The organism is Paenibacillus sp. FSL L8-0638, from assembly GCF_038593075.1.
Classification (GTDB): domain Bacteria; phylum Bacillota; class Bacilli; order Paenibacillales; family Paenibacillaceae; genus Paenibacillus; species Paenibacillus polymyxa_D.
The window spans coordinates 3359148-3375184 of the sequence record NZ_CP151960.1 but is presented as its reverse complement, the minus strand read 5'-3'; the positions used below and the strand labels follow the sequence as shown (position 1 = coordinate 3375184).

Annotated in this window: 15 protein-coding genes; 7 read left to right on the top strand and 8 right to left on the bottom strand. The window is 48.0% G+C overall.

The genetic code is table 11. The features are described from left to right. Positions 1-150 precede the first annotated feature (150 nt). The 7 genes from MKY35_RS14810 to MKY35_RS14780 form a co-directional block, all read right to left on the bottom strand. Positions 151-807 carry a methylthioribulose 1-phosphate dehydratase gene (locus MKY35_RS14810; protein ID WP_039271134.1) on the bottom strand — a complete coding sequence of 219 codons (657 nt, stop codon included), beginning with the start codon at positions 805-807 and terminating at the stop codon, positions 151-153. Continuing rightward, positions 808-1485: a 2-hydroxy-3-keto-5-methylthiopentenyl-1-phosphate phosphatase gene (locus tag MKY35_RS14805; RefSeq protein WP_039271136.1), complete on the bottom strand. Its 678-nt coding sequence runs from the start codon at positions 1483-1485 to the stop codon at positions 808-810. Beyond that, the gene (locus tag MKY35_RS14800) at positions 1482-2693 is read right to left on the bottom strand and encodes a 2,3-diketo-5-methylthiopentyl-1-phosphate enolase (protein ID WP_039271138.1); all 1212 of its coding nucleotides are present in this window, start codon (positions 2691-2693) and stop codon (positions 1482-1484) included. The genes MKY35_RS14805 and MKY35_RS14800 overlap by 4 nt, the downstream gene beginning before the upstream one ends. Continuing rightward, complete coding sequence (gene proC, locus MKY35_RS14795) at positions 2690-3556, bottom strand: pyrroline-5-carboxylate reductase (RefSeq protein ID WP_029517386.1); 867 nt, start codon at positions 3554-3556, stop codon at positions 2690-2692. Before proC ends, MKY35_RS14800 begins: the two co-directional genes overlap by 4 nt. Positions 3557-3595: 39 nt before the next feature. Beyond that, positions 3596-4888, bottom strand: a complete 1293-nt coding sequence (locus MKY35_RS14790; RefSeq protein ID WP_039271142.1) for a glutamate-5-semialdehyde dehydrogenase — start codon at positions 4886-4888, stop codon at positions 3596-3598. 12 nt (positions 4889-4900) lie between these two features. After that, positions 4901-6106 (bottom strand): glutamate 5-kinase, encoded by a 1206-nt coding sequence (proB, locus tag MKY35_RS14785; RefSeq protein ID WP_342444120.1) that lies wholly within the window; start codon positions 6104-6106, stop codon positions 4901-4903. A 241-nt stretch (positions 6107-6347) separates the two neighbouring features. Continuing rightward, the gene (locus tag MKY35_RS14780; protein ID WP_342444119.1) at positions 6348-7529 is read right to left on the bottom strand and encodes a pyridoxal phosphate-dependent aminotransferase; all 1182 of its coding nucleotides are present in this window, start codon (positions 7527-7529) and stop codon (positions 6348-6350) included. Between the two features lie 176 nt (positions 7530-7705). Between MKY35_RS14780 and MKY35_RS14775 the strand changes: the two genes are divergently transcribed. The 5 genes from MKY35_RS14775 (at position 7706) to MKY35_RS14755 (ending at position 11582) form a co-directional block, all read left to right on the top strand. After that, positions 7706-8524 (top strand): carbon-nitrogen family hydrolase, encoded by an 819-nt coding sequence (locus MKY35_RS14775; protein WP_342444118.1) that lies wholly within the window; start codon positions 7706-7708, stop codon positions 8522-8524. A 22-nt stretch (positions 8525-8546) separates the two neighbouring features. Beyond that, positions 8547-9827, top strand: coding sequence for a helix-turn-helix transcriptional regulator (locus tag MKY35_RS14770; protein ID WP_039271150.1), 1281 nt, complete (start codon positions 8547-8549; stop codon positions 9825-9827). Between the two features lie 237 nt (positions 9828-10064). Further along, entirely contained in the window at positions 10065-10484 is a 420-nt protein-coding gene (locus MKY35_RS14765; protein ID WP_209947399.1) for a hypothetical protein, read from the top strand. A gap of 72 nt (positions 10485-10556) precedes the next feature. Next, complete coding sequence (locus tag MKY35_RS14760; protein WP_318627179.1) at positions 10557-11360, top strand: hypothetical protein; 804 nt, start codon at positions 10557-10559, stop codon at positions 11358-11360. An 81-nt stretch (positions 11361-11441) separates the two neighbouring features. Next, complete coding sequence (locus MKY35_RS14755; protein WP_165082404.1) at positions 11442-11582, top strand: hypothetical protein; 141 nt, start codon at positions 11442-11444, stop codon at positions 11580-11582. Positions 11583-11920: 338 nt separating this feature from the next. On the opposite strand, the gene MKY35_RS14750 is transcribed toward MKY35_RS14755, so the two are convergent. Then, positions 11921-12838, bottom strand: coding sequence for a LysR family transcriptional regulator (locus tag MKY35_RS14750; RefSeq protein WP_342444117.1), 918 nt, complete (start codon positions 12836-12838; stop codon positions 11921-11923). A gap of 238 nt (positions 12839-13076) precedes the next feature. Between MKY35_RS14750 and MKY35_RS14745 the strand changes: the two genes are divergently transcribed. Next, a complete protein-coding gene (locus tag MKY35_RS14745) occupies positions 13077-14693 on the top strand; it encodes an alkaline phosphatase (protein WP_342444116.1) in 1617 nt (538 codons plus the stop codon). Between the two features lie 256 nt (positions 14694-14949). Continuing rightward, the gene (gene hydE / locus MKY35_RS14740) at positions 14950-16002 is read left to right on the top strand and encodes a [FeFe] hydrogenase H-cluster radical SAM maturase HydE (RefSeq protein WP_342446655.1); all 1053 of its coding nucleotides are present in this window, start codon (positions 14950-14952) and stop codon (positions 16000-16002) included. The last annotated feature ends 35 nt before the right edge of the window (positions 16003-16037 follow it).

Below are 16037 nucleotides of genomic sequence, written 5' to 3'. Positions count from 1 at the left end.
CCTCAACTAAGATTTTATGTCACCACTAGGATAGGAAACTTTTTTAATAAAAAAGAGAACGTACCGTGCTTTTCACTCAGGCCCCGTTCTCGATATTCAATAACCGTTTTTACAAATAATGATACACATCTTTGAGATTTATGAGTTTATTTACTTCAAAGTTTTCAGCAGCAGGGAGCGATACGTCGTTTCAAACAAAAATTCAAACGCCTCCAAATGCTTTTTAGCCTCAAATACATCACGGCCCCACGCATAAATGCCGTGGTTACGCAATAAAATTCCAGGCACCTGATCATTCAGTACACCAGGCACCAGCCTGGCAATCGAGGCAATATCCGCGTAATTAGGCAGCACAGGAATATCAATCGCAGCATTTTCTTCCCAAATGTTAAAAGCCTTGATCAGCTCAATACCTTGGATAGGTACAGCGCCTTGCTCACCATAATATTCGGAAATCAGATTGTTAAACACGGTATGCACATGAAAAACGGCTCCACAACCTGTCAGGCGGTAAATTTCGCAATGTATAAGGGTCTCTGCGCTTGGCTTGAGGTTTGTCGCTTCTGCCGCTTTTCCGTGCTGGTCTACGAACAGAAAATCTTCCGGAGTGCGCTTGGTTTTATCTTTGCCGCTGGCGGTAACTGCAAAATAAAATTGTTCGGGATGAAAGTCACCGATTCGGATCGACAAATTGCCGCTTGTGCCTGGGAACCAGTTGCGAGATGCGAATAGTTCTTTGACATCAGCGAGTTCTTCCAGTGCGCGGCGTTTTTCTTCCAATGAAATGTCTGCCAAGTTAAAACTCATTTACAGCACCCCTTGCTCCTGTTTTTGCTTTAAATCCTCGATAATGTCATCAAATGTTTCAAAGGGTACATGTGGTACGCTAAGTTCTTGACACTTTAAAGTCAGATGCGAACGGGAGTACACAAGATCGGCAATTTTAGCTCCTTCAAAATCGGTTAGGCTGTCGCCGATCAAAATCCGTTCATATTGTTCGGAAGGGTATTGACGAATCACAGTCGTTTTACACATGCCGCAGTCATTTGCACACGGCTCCTCACATGGATGCGGCCACGTAATCTGGATGCGCTCCTCGGAAAAATCTGCTTTGTTGCAATAGACGTGGTCGTGTGGAATATCGAATGGTTTTAGCAATGGATCAATAAAAAAATCAATGCCGCCGCTGGTAACAAAAAATTCAATCTGTTGCTCCTGTACATAGTCCAAAAAGCGGGCAAAGCCCTCGCGTATACCAGCTTGTCCAAGTACATATGAGATAATTTCGTCCTTTTGCTCCGAAGGCATCAAGGCAAACATCGCACCTACGCCTTCACGAATGGATGTATGCCCATTTACGATCTGATGCATGATGGGCTCACAGCCTGCAGGCTGAAAATGCTTCATAATGGCGACAATATTGTCGCTGTTCGTAATTGTCCCGTCAAAATCGCAAAAAATGACGGGCTTCTTTGCTGTGCTCATCGTTCACCTCCCCATATGTCGAGCGCAGATTGCAGCTCAGGGTGAGTACGGGCGTATTCTGCCAGCGGGACATTCTGCTGTACGGCTTCAATCGCCTGCACAAAGGCGCGCCCACCAGCTTCTGTACCCAGCGGATGGCCGTGAATCCCACCCCCGGCGTTGACAACAACGTCAGTACCAAAGTCACGTACAATTAACGGCACGAGGCCCGGGTGAATCCCTGCGGAAGGGACAGGCATACTGGCCTTCAGCGGTAGATCAGGGGTGATCAGCTCATCGCGGATCGCCATGTTTTCCTCATGCGGCATCGTCACTGAGCCGTAGGGAGAAGGGAAGAGGACGAGGTCAGCGCCAGCCAGCCGCATAAGCTGACCAAGTAGAACGGACGCCGATATACCATAATGTGGCGACGGATAAGCAGCTCCCGCTAACGAAGGATGGGCAGCAATTGGCACCGAGACGGCGGGATCGCTGCTAAGTTCATGCAGCACATCGTAACCGTAGGCCAACACGTTAAACAGTAACGCGTTGGCACCCGCGTCGATGGCCTTGAGAGCTTGCGTCTTAAGCTGCGAGGTCGGCCCCGTTAAATTAGCCGCATACAGCAGCTTTTTACCGGTTTCACGCTCAGCCGCTTCGGCAGCTTTGATGCAGGCTTCGACACGTTTCTCAATTGGTGTCAGCGCATTTTCAAACAAGATCTCGTCATCCTTGATCAGATCAACGCCACCCAGAGCCTGCCGGGTAAACTGTTCACGAAGTTCGTCCAAATCGAGGCCAATCACAGATTTGAAAATGCTCATGAGCAGAGGGCGATCATGCACGCCGAGCTGCTCGCGCAAGCCGCTGATACCGAATTTCGGTCCCGGAAAAGCAGAGCGGAAGGCTTCCGAGAAACCCAGCTTCGTTAGCTTAATTCGGCCGTCCATCGAAATTTTGCCGAAGACTGTGACCAGCAGTGCGGGAATATCCCGGCTGAAGTTGACATCCGGGTAAGCGATGGTCAGGTCCGCGTACCGTTCACCGGGACCTCCATCGTGAATATCCACAGAATGAACCGAGCCAAGATGCTTTTGCATCGCGTCCCGTTTGGCTTGCGGGAGCTCAGTCCAGCTGCCCACCGTCATGCCGATGGCAATAGATTGGGCCTTTTGGTTAAAATCGGCTTTGTCATCGTATACACGGTAGGTCGCCAAGCAATAGCTCATTCAATTCCCTCCTTGAGTACAGCTCCCATCTCGCGGGATCGTTCAGCGCACCGCTGCACCGCCGCAATCACCGTTTCGTAGAAGTCACCTTTGTCCAGCATTTCCAATGCAGCTACTGTAGAGCCATTAGGAGACATGATTTTGTGGCGAAGGGCAGAAGGCTCCTCTCCGGTTTGCTGTACCATGCGTGCCGCTCCAAGCGCGGTTTGCACCGTTAGTTCGTGCGCTTGCTCAGGGGTCAAGCCACCACGGATTCCCCCGGCAATCATGGCTTCCATCAGATAGTAGACATAGGCAGGGCCGCTTCCAGATATCCCGGTCAAAACATCCATTTTCTCTTCCTCTATAACCGTCACCGTACCTACAGATTCGAACATCGTAAGCACATTTTTACGCTGGTTTTCGCTGATCTCTTTGGAAAAGCTAATGCCTGTAGCTCCCAGCCCAATCGAGCTGGATGTATTGGGCATCGTCCGTGCGATCGGCTGCTTGCGACCCAGTAAGGTTTGCATCGTACGAATGGACAATCCAGCGATGACCGATATGATCAGCTGCTCATCAGACAGAAGTGGGCCGAGCTGTCCAAGTGCTTGTGCAGCATCCTTGGGCTTCATGGCAAGTACAATGACCGGAGAACGACGCAGAAGCTCGGTTTTGGCGGCATCCTCGGTTTGGTACAAGACTCCATATTGCTTTTGAAGTTCCTCAAGACGAGCCTGATTACTGCGGTTGATAACGGTAATACCACTACGTTTAACGACAGAACGAGCCGTCATTCCACGAATAATAGCCTCTGCCATTGATCCTGCCCCGAAAAACGTAATTTGCTCGTTAATTAAAACTTTTGTTTGTGATTCACACATAGATTCATAACCTCCAAGGATACGGATTGATTTTTGTTATTATTCCCTGATTTGTCCAGTACCGTACACGCGATATTTGGTTGAAGTCAAGGCAGGCAATCCCATTGGACCACGGGCATGTAATTTTTGTGTGCTGATTCCGATCTCGGCACCAAACCCGAACTCAAAGCCATCCGTGAAGCGGGTAGAGGCATTGTGGTACACGGCTGCCGCGTCCACTTCTTGCAGAAAACGCTCGACATGGGCTTGGTCCTCGGTGACAATACACTCAGAATGCATCGTACCGTAACGGGCAATGTGCTCCAGTACTTCGTCCAGATTGTCCACGACCTTGACGTTCATAATGTAATCATTATACTCGGTGCCATAGTCCTCTTCTGTGGCAGGAACAGCCCAAGGAGCCAATTCTCGTGTGCGTGCACAGCCGCGTAGCTCAACCCCTGCATCACGAAAGCGTTCTGCCAATCCTGTTAAGTGTGCTTTTGCATAATCCGAGTGTACGAGCAATGTTTCCATCGAGTTACACACGGACGGTCTTTGCACCTTGGCATTCAGTGTAATCGCTTCGGCCATTGCTGCATCCGCTGTAGCGTCCAAAAAGGTATGGCACACACCTGCTCCGGTTTCGATGACAGGTACGGTAGCGTTCTGAACAACATTTTGAATGAGTGAACGCCCGCCACGTGGAATAATTACATCCAGCAAGCCGTTCAAGGTGAGCATTTCGTTGACCGAGGCACGGTCTGAATCTTCAATAAGTTGAAGTGCCTCACGTGGCACAGCTGTTGCGTCTAGTGCCTGCTGGAGTACTTCGATAATCTTGCGGTTGGAGAAGAGGGCGGCCGAACCACCGCGTAGCACAACCGGATTACCTGTTTTCAAGCACAGGCCCGCGGCATCCACGGTTACATTTGGACGCGCTTCATATATGATGCCGATGACACCCAGCGGCACACGTATCTTCTCAATTCGCAGACCGTTTGGACGTTCAATTTGCTCAAGGGTGTCGCCGACCGGGTCAGGTAGTGCCACAATTTGGCGTAATCCTTCGGCAATTGCCCCGATTCGGTCCTCGGTCAGCGTGAGGCGGTCGAGCAGCGATTCCGATGTTCCCAATTCCCGTCCATGTTTCAGGTCATTATGGTTTGCTGCAATCAGCTCTTCAGTATGATTTACTAGAGCTTCAGCCATAGCAAGCAATGCTTCGTTTTTCTGTGCTGTAGTCAGGCGGTTCATGACCCCGGCACTTTTTTTGGCAAGATTCGCTTTGGTTCGTACTTCGCTAAACTGATTCTCCTCGGTTGTAGCTGTGTTTGTCGTTAAATCACTCATGTTACGGCCTCCCTACATACATAATGTAATCCATTCATCCCTGTGAATCACCTCAAGCCGGTGAATGGGACCAATTTTGCCCACAACCTCACCGCTCGGTAATCCTTGTACCATTCGAAGCTGTTCATCGTCATAATTGACGATGCCGCGTCCTAACACTTTATTTTCCGATCCGAGCACCTCAACGACATCTCCGGCATGAAAACTGCCCTCGACACGTCGTACGCCAACCGGAAGTAGACTGTGTCCTCCGTGAACCAGCGCGTCCTCGGCCCCTTCGTCTACATGCACCGCGCCCAGAGGGGTGGACATAAATCCAAGCCATTGTTTTTTCATCGGAAGTGAAGAGAGGTGAGTGTCAAAATATGTTCCCGGTCCGTGTCCTTCAACGGCTGCGTCTAGATCGCCATTCGCGCTTACACGTCCCACATATACAGGCACACCGCCGCGTGTAGCGACTTTGGCAGCTTCGATCTTGGATCGCATGCCGCCAGTACCTACTGACGATCCAGAACCTCCAGCTAATGCATAAATCTCCTCTGTAATTTCTTCGATACGTTCAAAACGTACGGCATTCGGATGCTTGCGCGGATCTGCCGTATATACGCCATCGGTGTCCGTAATGATAATCAGATGCTGAGCTTTGACCAGATTGGCAACCAGCGCGGACAGCATATCGTTATCGCCGAATTTCAATTCGTCAATTGATACCGTGTCATTTTCGTTAAAGATCGGGATAACCTGCTGGCGCAGCAATTCTTCTACGGTCATTCCGGCATTGTTCATCCGTTTGCGGCTCAAAAAGTCACTACGGGTTAGCAGAACTTGCGCGATCACTAGGTCAAAATCTTTAAAAGCCTGCTCATAGGCCTGCATGAGAAGAGCTTGGCCAACAGCCGCTGCCGCCTGCTTTTCATGTAGCAGCTTAGGGCGAAACGGGTACCCAATCTCTCTGAATCCCGCGGCTACTGCGCCTGATGTAACCAGCAGCACTTCATGACCTTTTGCGCGAAGCAAGCTGATTTCCCGGGCAAAATAAGCGATGGCTTCCCTATTCAAGCCACCTTCCACTCCAGTTAGAGAGCTGCTACCGATTTTAATGACGATACGTGTTGACATGACGTCCACTTCCTTAATTTTACTCTTTTTAATGCAAAAAAACTTCCATCCTTTGTATGCAAAGGACGAAAGTTTGTGCTTCCGCGGTACCACCTTCATTGATGATTCATGATCATCCCACTTGAAACCTGTTAACGGCAGGGGCCGCCTGATTGCGCAGGGCGCTCGGGGATAGGAGTTGGGAGAGAGTCCAGGTAAATTCTTGCAGCCTATCGGAATTTACTCTCTGAACAGGACCGGGTCTCTCTTAATAGTCCCTTCAACGCGCTAAATGATATTGGATACAGAATACCACGAAAAGACCAGGTTTGGCAAAGAAGTTGTAGCTGGAAAATACGGATTAACCAAACAGGTTTAGCTTGCCAATTCGATCAGCCGCCTCGGTCAGTCGAGCTTCTGAGCTCAGCAGCCCCGCTCGCACATATCCTTCGCCGCCACTCCCGAAGCCGATCCCTGGAGCGACAGCCACCTTGGCTTCCCGCAACAACAGATCGGCAAAAGAAGTAGAAGTATAGCCCTGCGGCACAGGCAACCAACTGAAAAAGGAGCCACTTGGGCGTGTCGCCTTCCAGCCGATTTGCCCAAGTGCATCATAAAAAGCGTTACGGCGCGATTCATAACGGGCAACCAGCTCGCTTACGCAGTTCTGCGAGGCCGTTAAGGCTGTCGCAGCCGCTGACTGAATGCCGCCAAACAAGCTTACATAAATATGATCCTGCAGCAGGTTAATCATCGAGATGATTTCGGCATTACCGAGCGCGAAACCAACACGCCAGCCCGCCATATTGTACGTTTTGGACAAGGTATAGAACTCAATCCCCACGTCTTTAGCACCCTTAGCCTGTAGGAAGCTTACCGGACGTTCGCCATCAAATCCAATAGCGCCATAGGCAAAATCACTGGCAACCACAATGCCGTTACGTTGCGCGAATTCAACCGTATCCTCGTAAAAGGAAAGTGGAGCAGTAGCCGAGGTAGGATTATTCGGATAGTTAAGGAACATTAGCTTAGCGCGGCGGCGGTCTTCCGCGGAAATGGCTTCATAGTCGGGCAGAAAACGATTCTCTTCCTTTAATGACAGAAAAGACATTTCCGCTTTAGCCAAGGCTACACCTGACCAGTAGTCCGGATAACCGGGATCAGGGACGAGACATACATCACCGGGATTGAGTAGGACTTGTGGGAGCTGAACCAAACCCGTTTTTCCGCCAAACAGGATGGCGACCTCGGTTTCAGGATTGAGCGTTACACCGTAATCCTCCTGATAGCGCTGGGCAACGGCTTCCTTGAGAAAGCTATAACCGCGAAATGGCGAATATTTATGATATAGCGGGTTATCTGCTGATTCCTGCAAAGCTTTTACAATATGAGAAGGAGTGGGGGTATCGGGGTTCCCCTGTCCGAGATTAATGACATCATGCCCCGCCGCGATTTCACGGTTTACATTTTGTACAAGTGTGGCAAAAAATTGAGTGGGTAACTGTTTCATGACGTCAGAGGAAGGAATAGAAAAATGAGCCATCAATTCACACGACCTTTTGGAATAGTTTAAGAAATAATCTATCACGATTTTACCGAGCTGTATAGGGGGAATTAAGCTTGCATGGTTGCGTAATCCAGACTGGTCGGGCTATGATGGGAGAAAATACCGGACAATGGGTCACGAGAAGCTCCGGCTCACAAGGAGGATGAAGGATTTTGACGTATCAGGAAGCTCAGCCGTTCAGTGTTGCACTCATACAAGCTCACATAGAGATAGGAAATCCCCCGGAAAACCGCAGTCATATCCGAGCTTTAATGGAACAAGCGATGAAAGCCGAACTGAAGCCGGATCTGATTGTCCTGCCAGAAATGTGGAACACAGGCTATGCCTTGGATCGCATTCATGAGCTGGCGGACAAGGAAGGAACGGAGACCCGGGCATGGATAGCAGCATTCGCTGCCACCCACCAAGTGAACGTAGTAGCTGGGTCGATCGCAGAGAAAAAAAGCGACGGTCATGTGTATAATACGATGCTTGTTTTTGACCGAACAGGCAGAGAGGTTGCTTCATATTCCAAAATTCATCTATTCCGACTTATGGATGAAGAAAAATATTTGCAGCCTGGCGAAGAAAAGGTTTTATTCGCATTGGATGATGGGATTCAGGCAGGTGCGTCGATCTGCTATGATATCCGGTTTCCTGAACTAGCCCGCAGTTTGGCCCTGTCGGGCGCAAATTTGCTGATCGTACCCGCAGAATGGCCTCATCCTCGGCTGCATCACTGGCGCACCTTGCTGACCGCACGTGCTATAGAAAATCAAATGTATGTCATTGCTTGTAACCGGGTAGGTCGCAGCGGAGATACTGATTTCTTCGGGCATTCGCTTATTATTGATCCATGGGGAGAAATCATTGCTGAGGGCGGAGAGCAGGAGGAGATTCTCACAGGAACGATTGAGTCTGGCTTGGTGCAGGACGTGCGTGGTCGTATTCCGGTGTTTGAAGATCGGCGTCCCTCACTGTATGACCGATAATCAGTGTAGAAAGGAATACTCCATGCTTAAGGAACGCATTGAATTTTTGTGTAAAAAGAAAAACCTGTCCCGTAAAGAGCTGGTAGACGGGCTGGTGACACCTGCACATTTTGCGAATATACTGGCTGACCGTTACCCGTTGGCAGAGGATCTGGCCGAGCAAATTGCTGGGCGTTTAGGTGTAAACCCATCGTATCTCTTACGTGCAGCGGCAGAGGATGAGGAAACGCTGGCTACAGCGGATAAGATTTTTACAGAGCTGTCCAAGCTGGCTAATCCTGCCACGGAAGGCTATGTGGATCAGCTGGAGGATCGCAACGATTCGCTTGTGGTGGAAATGACGACTTATTTGATGAAGGCTGTTTATTACCAACAATTAAATGACCCAACGGCCTATGAATATTTACATCAAACCTATTTGAATTTTTATTTGGAGAAGTTTGGTCGTTCGGATGAGGTGGAGCTGCCCGCACCGCTAAAAAAAGCAATTTTATTTTATAAAATCCAGTATTTCCGCTCTAAAAATCATTATTATGATGTGCTGAATAACGTTACGCAGTTAATCCGATTGGTGGAAGAGGGGACGGAAAACTGGCTCAATGCGCAAAACATTATGATGGAGGCCTGCATTCAGGTTAAGCAATTTGATCAGGCGAAGCAGGTATTCGAGCAGACGATGCGAAGGGTGTATGATGATCGGCTTTTTCACCGTTTGACGGGCCTGTATGTAGCTTACAGCGGATATTGTTTTGCCATGGGTTCTGTACAGGAAGCACTGTTAACGCTGTCTATGGCTGAGGCCAATCTGGTCTATTTGGAAAATGCGGCAGATATGCTCACGACCATCCTGAACAACCGGATTATTATGCTGACATCGATTGGAGAGCTGGACAAGGCATTGGAGGAAGTAGGGCGTTTTGAAGCGCTGGTGAGTCGGGAGCGGGAGGAAATGCAGCAGATGATGCTGCCCGTTACGCTGATATATCGTTGTGAGATTGCGTTTGTGCGGAAAAATTGGGGGCTTCTCTCACAGCATTTGGATCAGCTTCGCCAAACCAATCTGACAACAGACCAGCAAATGGGGCTTGATTTTTATGAAAGCCAGCTTGCGCTTGCTCAGGGAAATCAGGACGCCTTTTGGATGCATGCCTTGCAATGCTTACCTTATTTTGAAGCTCTTCAGCATCCAGCGCGGCTTGAACAGTTATATGAAACGCTGGCTGTGGTGTCCGAGGACAGTCGTCGTTATAAAGAATCATCTGCGTATTATCGTAAATTGGTCTATCTTTTAAGAAAAAAATAGTCAGAAATCATTCGCTTTTCACAAAACTATCGGATAGATCGTTCGAAAGAATACTCGGAAGTGTGCAAAATTTTGTGCGAACCGTGCCAAAGTTCAAAAATAAACCGACAAAATACAGGTTGAAGCTCCTGTTTTTCCGGTTTTTTTTGTATGCGCCAAAACGTATTGTGATGTCAGGAACCGTCTTCTATACTGAATTCATAAGGTACGACAATACAAAATACGAGGTGCAACCACATGATGAACTTTTTCGGTAAAAAGAAAAAACAGCAGGATGCGATAGAACAAGCAGATCAACTGATGAATAAAGGCCTGTCAGGATTATTTATGAAAGGTCTAGTACCCAAAGAGCATCGGGAACAGATCAACCAAAGCCTAAATTCGGCAAGACAAGCTCAAACAGCGGCTAACGGTGGTTTGGCGATGGCAGCGACTGCGGTTGTTATTTCGGTAACAGATACCGGGAAGCTCGTGAATTTTGATCCGATCGTGGTGCTAGTGCTAGATGTGACAGAAATTAACGGCAATCGATACCAAAAAACGTTGGAAACGCTCGTATCCAAGCTGCAAATTCCGCGGCCGGGAGATACGGTGGGTCTGGGAAGCAACCCGATAAATCCATCAGAGCTGATCTATATGGGTCTGGTGACAGCGTAAAATGAATGAGGTGTTTCACCCTATCTTGCTGACATATATTTTAAACAGATGATTGAAAAGGGGTTTTGAAGGATGAAAGGATTTTTGAGTATGATCGGGGTACTTCTAGTGTTTGGTGTAGGCTTCTCACCATTCTTGGCTAACTACTTATGGAATGATCCATTTTTGATTATGGATGCTCCGTGGTATCGGCCGTTAATTTATACAGGCTTTGCGCTTATATTTCTACCTGGTATTATAGGTGCGTTTTTCGGAGGGGGTAAAGTCAAGAAGGGTGCTCCTGGGGTAGGGATCATTACTAGTGTTCAGCAAACAGGGACTTATGTAAACAATCAGCCGCAGGTAAAGCTTGGGTTGACCGTAACCAAACAGGGAGAAGACAAATATGATACTGCTTTGACGACGATTATTCCTTTAACTTCCATGGCTCAATTTCAGCCAGGCTCGATCATTCCACTCGTAATATCGGAGAAAGACAAAAAGAAAGTAGGACTTGACCTGAAAGGGCAGGTGTCGCAGACGGATTTGCAAGCGTTAATGAATGAGCAAATGGTTAAGCAGGGCGTATCGCCCGAGCTGATGGAAATTGCCAAAACCGGTGAGCAGGCATATGCAAAGGTGCTGGATGTTACACCCATGGGTGAAGCGGGATCCAATAAAATTAAGCTTCAATTTACGCTGAGTGTAACGAAAAGCAACGGCGATACCTTTAATGTAACCACGCAAAAGGATGTTTTTTCTTCCCAACTATCCAAGCTGCAGCAAGGAAGCATTATAGAGGTCATTTATTCACCTCAAGATCCTTCGAAATTGGTCTTTAAAACACAAGTGAGTGAAGCCGAGGTACAGCAAGCATTTGGTTCTTCTCGATCATAAAAAAGTTTTTTATGATACCTGTTTCAGATACAGCCCATAGGTGTATTATAATAGTATCCCGACACCAGGAGGTTGATAACGATGGATAACCAAAGTAGATCCGAACTGGCGAATAGGGATGGCCTGTCACGGCCGAGAGGCTTAAATAGACAGGTTGTCGGAAACAACTATGAAATGGGCTATGATCAGGACAAAAGTCCACCACATCTAGGGAGACCCTGATCACAACAAGGCGAGGACAGACACTTTGGGATCACACAGCACATTGGAACTGAGGTAGGACATTCTTGGATACCAAGACTAGAGACCTTAAGGAAAGAAGTGATGCGGGATGGATAAAGTGGAGTTTCCGAGCAAGCGTAGAGTAATCAGGCGAGGCTGACATGAATTTCAAATGAACATGAAATGTGGTTCGTTGAAGACAGATGGAAGCAACATCGCAACAGTGTAATCGAACCAGTGATCTAATTGCAGTATTGAAAGTATAGGGGCGAAGCCCCAGGACCGTCTTCCTCTCTGGCTTGGGCTGGGGAGGAAGACGGTCCTTTTCACGTTCGAGGCTACTTTTGAGAAAGTTGCTCGACCGTTTCTCGGAAGGTATCAATAAAAGCTTCGGCAGCTTTAGACAAATAACGTCCGTTCCGGTAAGCAATGGCCAGGGTACGGCTGGGGGTAGGTTCGGCGAGTGGCAGCAATGCTGGAACAAACTCGCTACTGGCGGCCCGTGCGATAAAACGTGGGACGAGTGTCACGCCCATACCTGTCGCTACGAGCGATTGAAGGGTCTCCATATTAGTGCTTTCAAACACCACATTGGGTTCAAAGCCTGCTTGATGACATAGATCCATCGTCAGCTTGCGAAAGCCTTGCCCTTTTTTCAGGACGACAAAAGGCTCGTCTTTCAGTTCTTCCATATGCACTGGCTGCGACTGGGTACCATTTTTACGCAGGGCTAGGGGATGACCCGGAGGAACAGCGAGATCAATCCATTCTTCACCGATGGGTACATAAGAAAGTGTAGGTTCTACTAAGGGAAGAGAGAGTAGGCTGAGATCTGTATCGCCACTTGCCGTTTTTTTCTCCAGATTCATGGATGAATCTTCGACTAACACGATTTCAATGTCTGGATGAGCCCTCTTGAATACAGGCAGCACATGCGGCAGCAAATGGGAGCCTGTGATAGGCATACTGCCAACGACGACCTTCCCTTTTCGCAGCTGAGAAATATCGTCCATTTCCTGCCGGAGCTGCTCGACTGCATCAACTATTTTTTTTGCCTTTTCTACAAAGCTTGCTCCTGCATGTGTTAATTCCACCGTGCTGGTGTTGCGTTGAAATAAAAGTACCCCAAGTTCTTTTTCTAGTTTGGACAATTGTTGGCTCAAAGAAGGCTGAGCAATATGCAGTTTTTCTGCTGCGCGTGAGAAGTTTTTTTCCGCTGCAATTTGCAGGGTGTACTGAAGCTGTCTGAATTCCATCGAATTTCATGCTCCTTATCTTATAAGCTTTTCCTATTACATCATAGACTGATTATACAATAATAAAATTAAATGCCCAGTCCTGACGAATCTCATGTGTCACAAGTTTTATATAGATGAAGCGTTTTGTCACAAATATCGTCTTTTAATATAGATAATGAATTCCTTTAACATTCTCCTGATAAAACATAATTAATCTTAGTTCTGGTTGTACAAAAAAGGTCTGGGAGGAAAATGAATGCTAAAATGTTGGGGGATACATACGAAAAAATCGGTGGCTGCACTCGTAGCGACGATGATGCTAGCAGTAAGCGGTGGGACGGCGATGGCAGTCGAAAAGGACACGTCGATTAAAAACGTAATTATTTTGATTCCAGACGGTATGGCTAATGACGCCACTGCACTGGCTAGATGGTACAAAGGATCCTCCTTAACGTTAGACAGCATGGCAAGCGGCATGGTGCGTACGCATTCTGCGGATGCTCCAATTGCCGATTCTGCTCCAGCGGGTACTGCTTTTGCCACAGGACATAAATCACATACTGGGTATGTAGGTGTCCTTCCTGATGAAGCGACAATGCCTGGACAACAACCCATTGCAGTGGGTGACGCCAAAAAGCCTGTAGCTTCCATTCTTGAGGCTTCCAAGCTGGCAGGAAAATCGACCGGAATTATTGCGACTTCCGAGATTATGCATGCGACACCAGCTGATTTTACCGCACATTATCCTGATCGTAAAAATTATGATGCACTCAGCATGCAGCAAGCCTACAACGGGGTTGACGTAGTGTTAGGTGGAGGCGGCAAGTTTTTGGAGGCAGCAGGGCGTAAAGATGGCCAAGATTTGGTAGCCCAAATTAAAGACCAGGGTTATGACTTTGTCACGACACCTGAAGGGTTGAAAAAATCGACCTCCAGCAAGCTCTGGGGCAGCTTTTCTCCCGAAGCCCTTGCGTATAACCTGGATCGCGATGCATCCAAGGAACCTAGTCTGGCGGAAATGACATCGAAAGCCATTGATGTGTTGTCCAAAAACGATAAAGGCTTCTTCTTAATGGTAGAAGGCAGTAAAGTGGATTGGGCCGCCCATGCAAATGATCCAACCGGAATTATTAGTGACGTGCTTTCATTTGACGATGCGGTGAAAGTTGCTGTGGATTACGCCAAACAAAACCAAAATACTGTCGTCGTAGCAGTGACAGACCACGGAAACGGTGGATTGACGATTGGTAGCAGCGATACAACTAGCAATTATGACAAAACGCCTTTAGCTTCTTTTATAGACCCGCTGAAAAAAGCGAAGCTGACGGGTGAAGGCTTGGAAGCCAAGCTGAATGCAGATCGCAGCAATATTAAAGAGGTGCTTTCCACGTATTTTGGCATCACCGATTTGACAGACGAAGAAGTGAAAACCATTAAAGATGCCAAAGAAGGCAGCATGAACTATGCTGTCGGACCGATCATTAGCAAACGTGCGAATATTGGCTGGACTACAGGCGGACATACAGGAGGCGATGTCGTGTTGTACACGTACGCGCCGAACGGAGACCGTCCATCCGGTGTAATCGACAATACGGATGTAAATAAGTATATGACACGTGTACTTGGACTGGACTTGGATACAGTCAGCAAGCAGCTTTTTGTTCCTGCAAAAGCCGCTTTTGAAGCTAAAGGAGCCAAGTTTACTGCGGATACGAAAGTCATTACAGTGACCAAAGGCAGTAACAAGCTGGAGCTTCCGGTATACAAAAATATTGCTATGCTGAATGGTAAAAATACCACGCTCAACGGTGTAGTTGTATTTAACGGTGTTGATTATTTTGTACCCCAGCAGGCAATTGATTTGATTCAGTAATATGCAGAACCATCGACAAGGGCTGTTTCTTCCATTAGAGGAAGAGACAGCTTTTTTGTGTGTTGAGCTAAATGTGTATTTTTTGAGGCGGAAGTTGAAGAAGGTTTTTATAAAATGGGATTTTTTGTGAAACTAGTCACGTTACATCTTCTTCGATATTGCTAGAATAATACATGTACGGTACAAGCCGCTGATGATGTGAAGTCCGGATGGACGAGGGAAGAAGGGATGAGTCACGGACGAATTATTACTGCGTCTGGCTGACGGCAAGGAATGGACGCATACGGAAATGATGGAGTTGCTGACACGTTTGGATGATGAGCCGACGCTGCGGGCTCAACTGAGGCACCTGGCAGCTCGCACCAAATTGGAGCGCTATGGCAAAGGTGTTTTTTTACGGGGATTAATTGAATTCTCCAGTATATGTCGTCAGGACTGCATGTACTGTGGGCTGCGTGCTTCGAATAAACAGGCAGATCGTTACCGTTTGCAGCCGGAAGAAATTCTGGCCTGTTGTGCGGAGGGCTATGAACTCGGCTATCGGACCTTTGTGCTGCAAAGTGGGGAAGATTACTGGTTTACAGCAGCCCGGCTGACGAAATTGATTCGAGAAATTAAAAGCCGTTTCGCGGATGTGGCAGTCACACTGTCCATCGGTGAACGGGATGATGAAACTTATGAGCAATTATACGAGGCGGGCGCGGACCGTTTTTTGCTGCGGCATGAGACAGCTTCCCCCCGTTTGTACGCCAAGCTGCATCCGACGATGACGATGGAAAGCAGGCGCAGCCGTCTGCTGGCTTTGCAACGAATCGGCTTTCAGATCGGGGCCGGATGTATGGTGGGGTTACCAGGACAAACAAATAGTGAATTAGCAGACGATTTGGTCTATCTGCATAGCCTGTCACCAGATATGATCGGGATTGGTCCTTTTTTACCGCATAGCAACACGCCGCTTCGGGATGCCAGTCAGGGGAGCATGGAAAAGGCTCTCGATATTATTTCGTTATCCCGACTGGTTGTTCCAGATGCACTTATTCCGGCGTCCACGGCAATGGGAACGATTCATCCCCAAGGCAGGGAGAAGGCGCTTCAAGCAGGGGCAAATGTGGTGATGCCCAATTTGTCGCCACTGGCGGTGAGGCCTAAGTATGCGATTTATGAGAATAAAATATGTTTGGGAGATGAGTCTGCCCAATGTCGTCATTGCCTGGAGATGCGGATTCGTGGAGCGGGATTTGAAGTCGATATGGGGCGCGGTGATAGTTTGAGGGTGCAACGACAACTTATGAGACAGGAAACTTTGTGAGGCTATGACGGAAACATTGCAGTAACCATAAATAA

What these genes read in the sequence shown, in the direction of transcription:
- proC (WP_029517386.1), bottom strand. Translation starts at nt 3,556, where the DNA reads ATGTGTGAATCACAAACAAAAGTTTTAATTAACGAGCAAATTACGTTT.
- MKY35_RS14765 (WP_209947399.1), top strand. Translation starts at nt 10,065, where the DNA reads ATGATGAACTTTTTCGGTAAAAAGAAAAAACAGCAGGATGCGATAGAA.
- MKY35_RS14755 (WP_165082404.1), top strand. Translation starts at nt 11,442, where the DNA reads ATGGATAACCAAAGTAGATCCGAACTGGCGAATAGGGATGGCCTGTCA.
- MKY35_RS14790 (WP_039271142.1), bottom strand. Translation starts at nt 4,888, where the DNA reads ATGAGTGATTTAACGACAAACACAGCTACAACCGAGGAGAATCAGTTT.
- MKY35_RS14760 (WP_318627179.1), top strand. Translation starts at nt 10,557, where the DNA reads ATGAAAGGATTTTTGAGTATGATCGGGGTACTTCTAGTGTTTGGTGTA.
- MKY35_RS14810 (WP_039271134.1), bottom strand. Translation starts at nt 807, where the DNA reads ATGAGTTTTAACTTGGCAGACATTTCATTGGAAGAAAAACGCCGCGCA.
- MKY35_RS14800 (WP_039271138.1), bottom strand. Translation starts at nt 2,693, where the DNA reads ATGAGCTATTGCTTGGCGACCTACCGTGTATACGATGACAAAGCCGAT.
- MKY35_RS14780 (WP_342444119.1), bottom strand. Translation starts at nt 7,529, where the DNA reads ATGGCTCATTTTTCTATTCCTTCCTCTGACGTCATGAAACAGTTACCC.
- MKY35_RS14745 (WP_342444116.1), top strand. Translation starts at nt 13,077, where the DNA reads ATGCTAAAATGTTGGGGGATACATACGAAAAAATCGGTGGCTGCACTC.
- MKY35_RS14770 (WP_039271150.1), top strand. Translation starts at nt 8,547, where the DNA reads ATGCTTAAGGAACGCATTGAATTTTTGTGTAAAAAGAAAAACCTGTCC.
- proB (WP_342444120.1), bottom strand. Translation starts at nt 6,106, where the DNA reads ATGAAGGTGGTACCGCGGAAGCACAAACTTTCGTCCTTTGCATACAAA.
- MKY35_RS14750 (WP_342444117.1), bottom strand. Translation starts at nt 12,838, where the DNA reads ATGGAATTCAGACAGCTTCAGTACACCCTGCAAATTGCAGCGGAAAAA.
- MKY35_RS14805 (WP_039271136.1), bottom strand. Translation starts at nt 1,485, where the DNA reads ATGAGCACAGCAAAGAAGCCCGTCATTTTTTGCGATTTTGACGGGACA.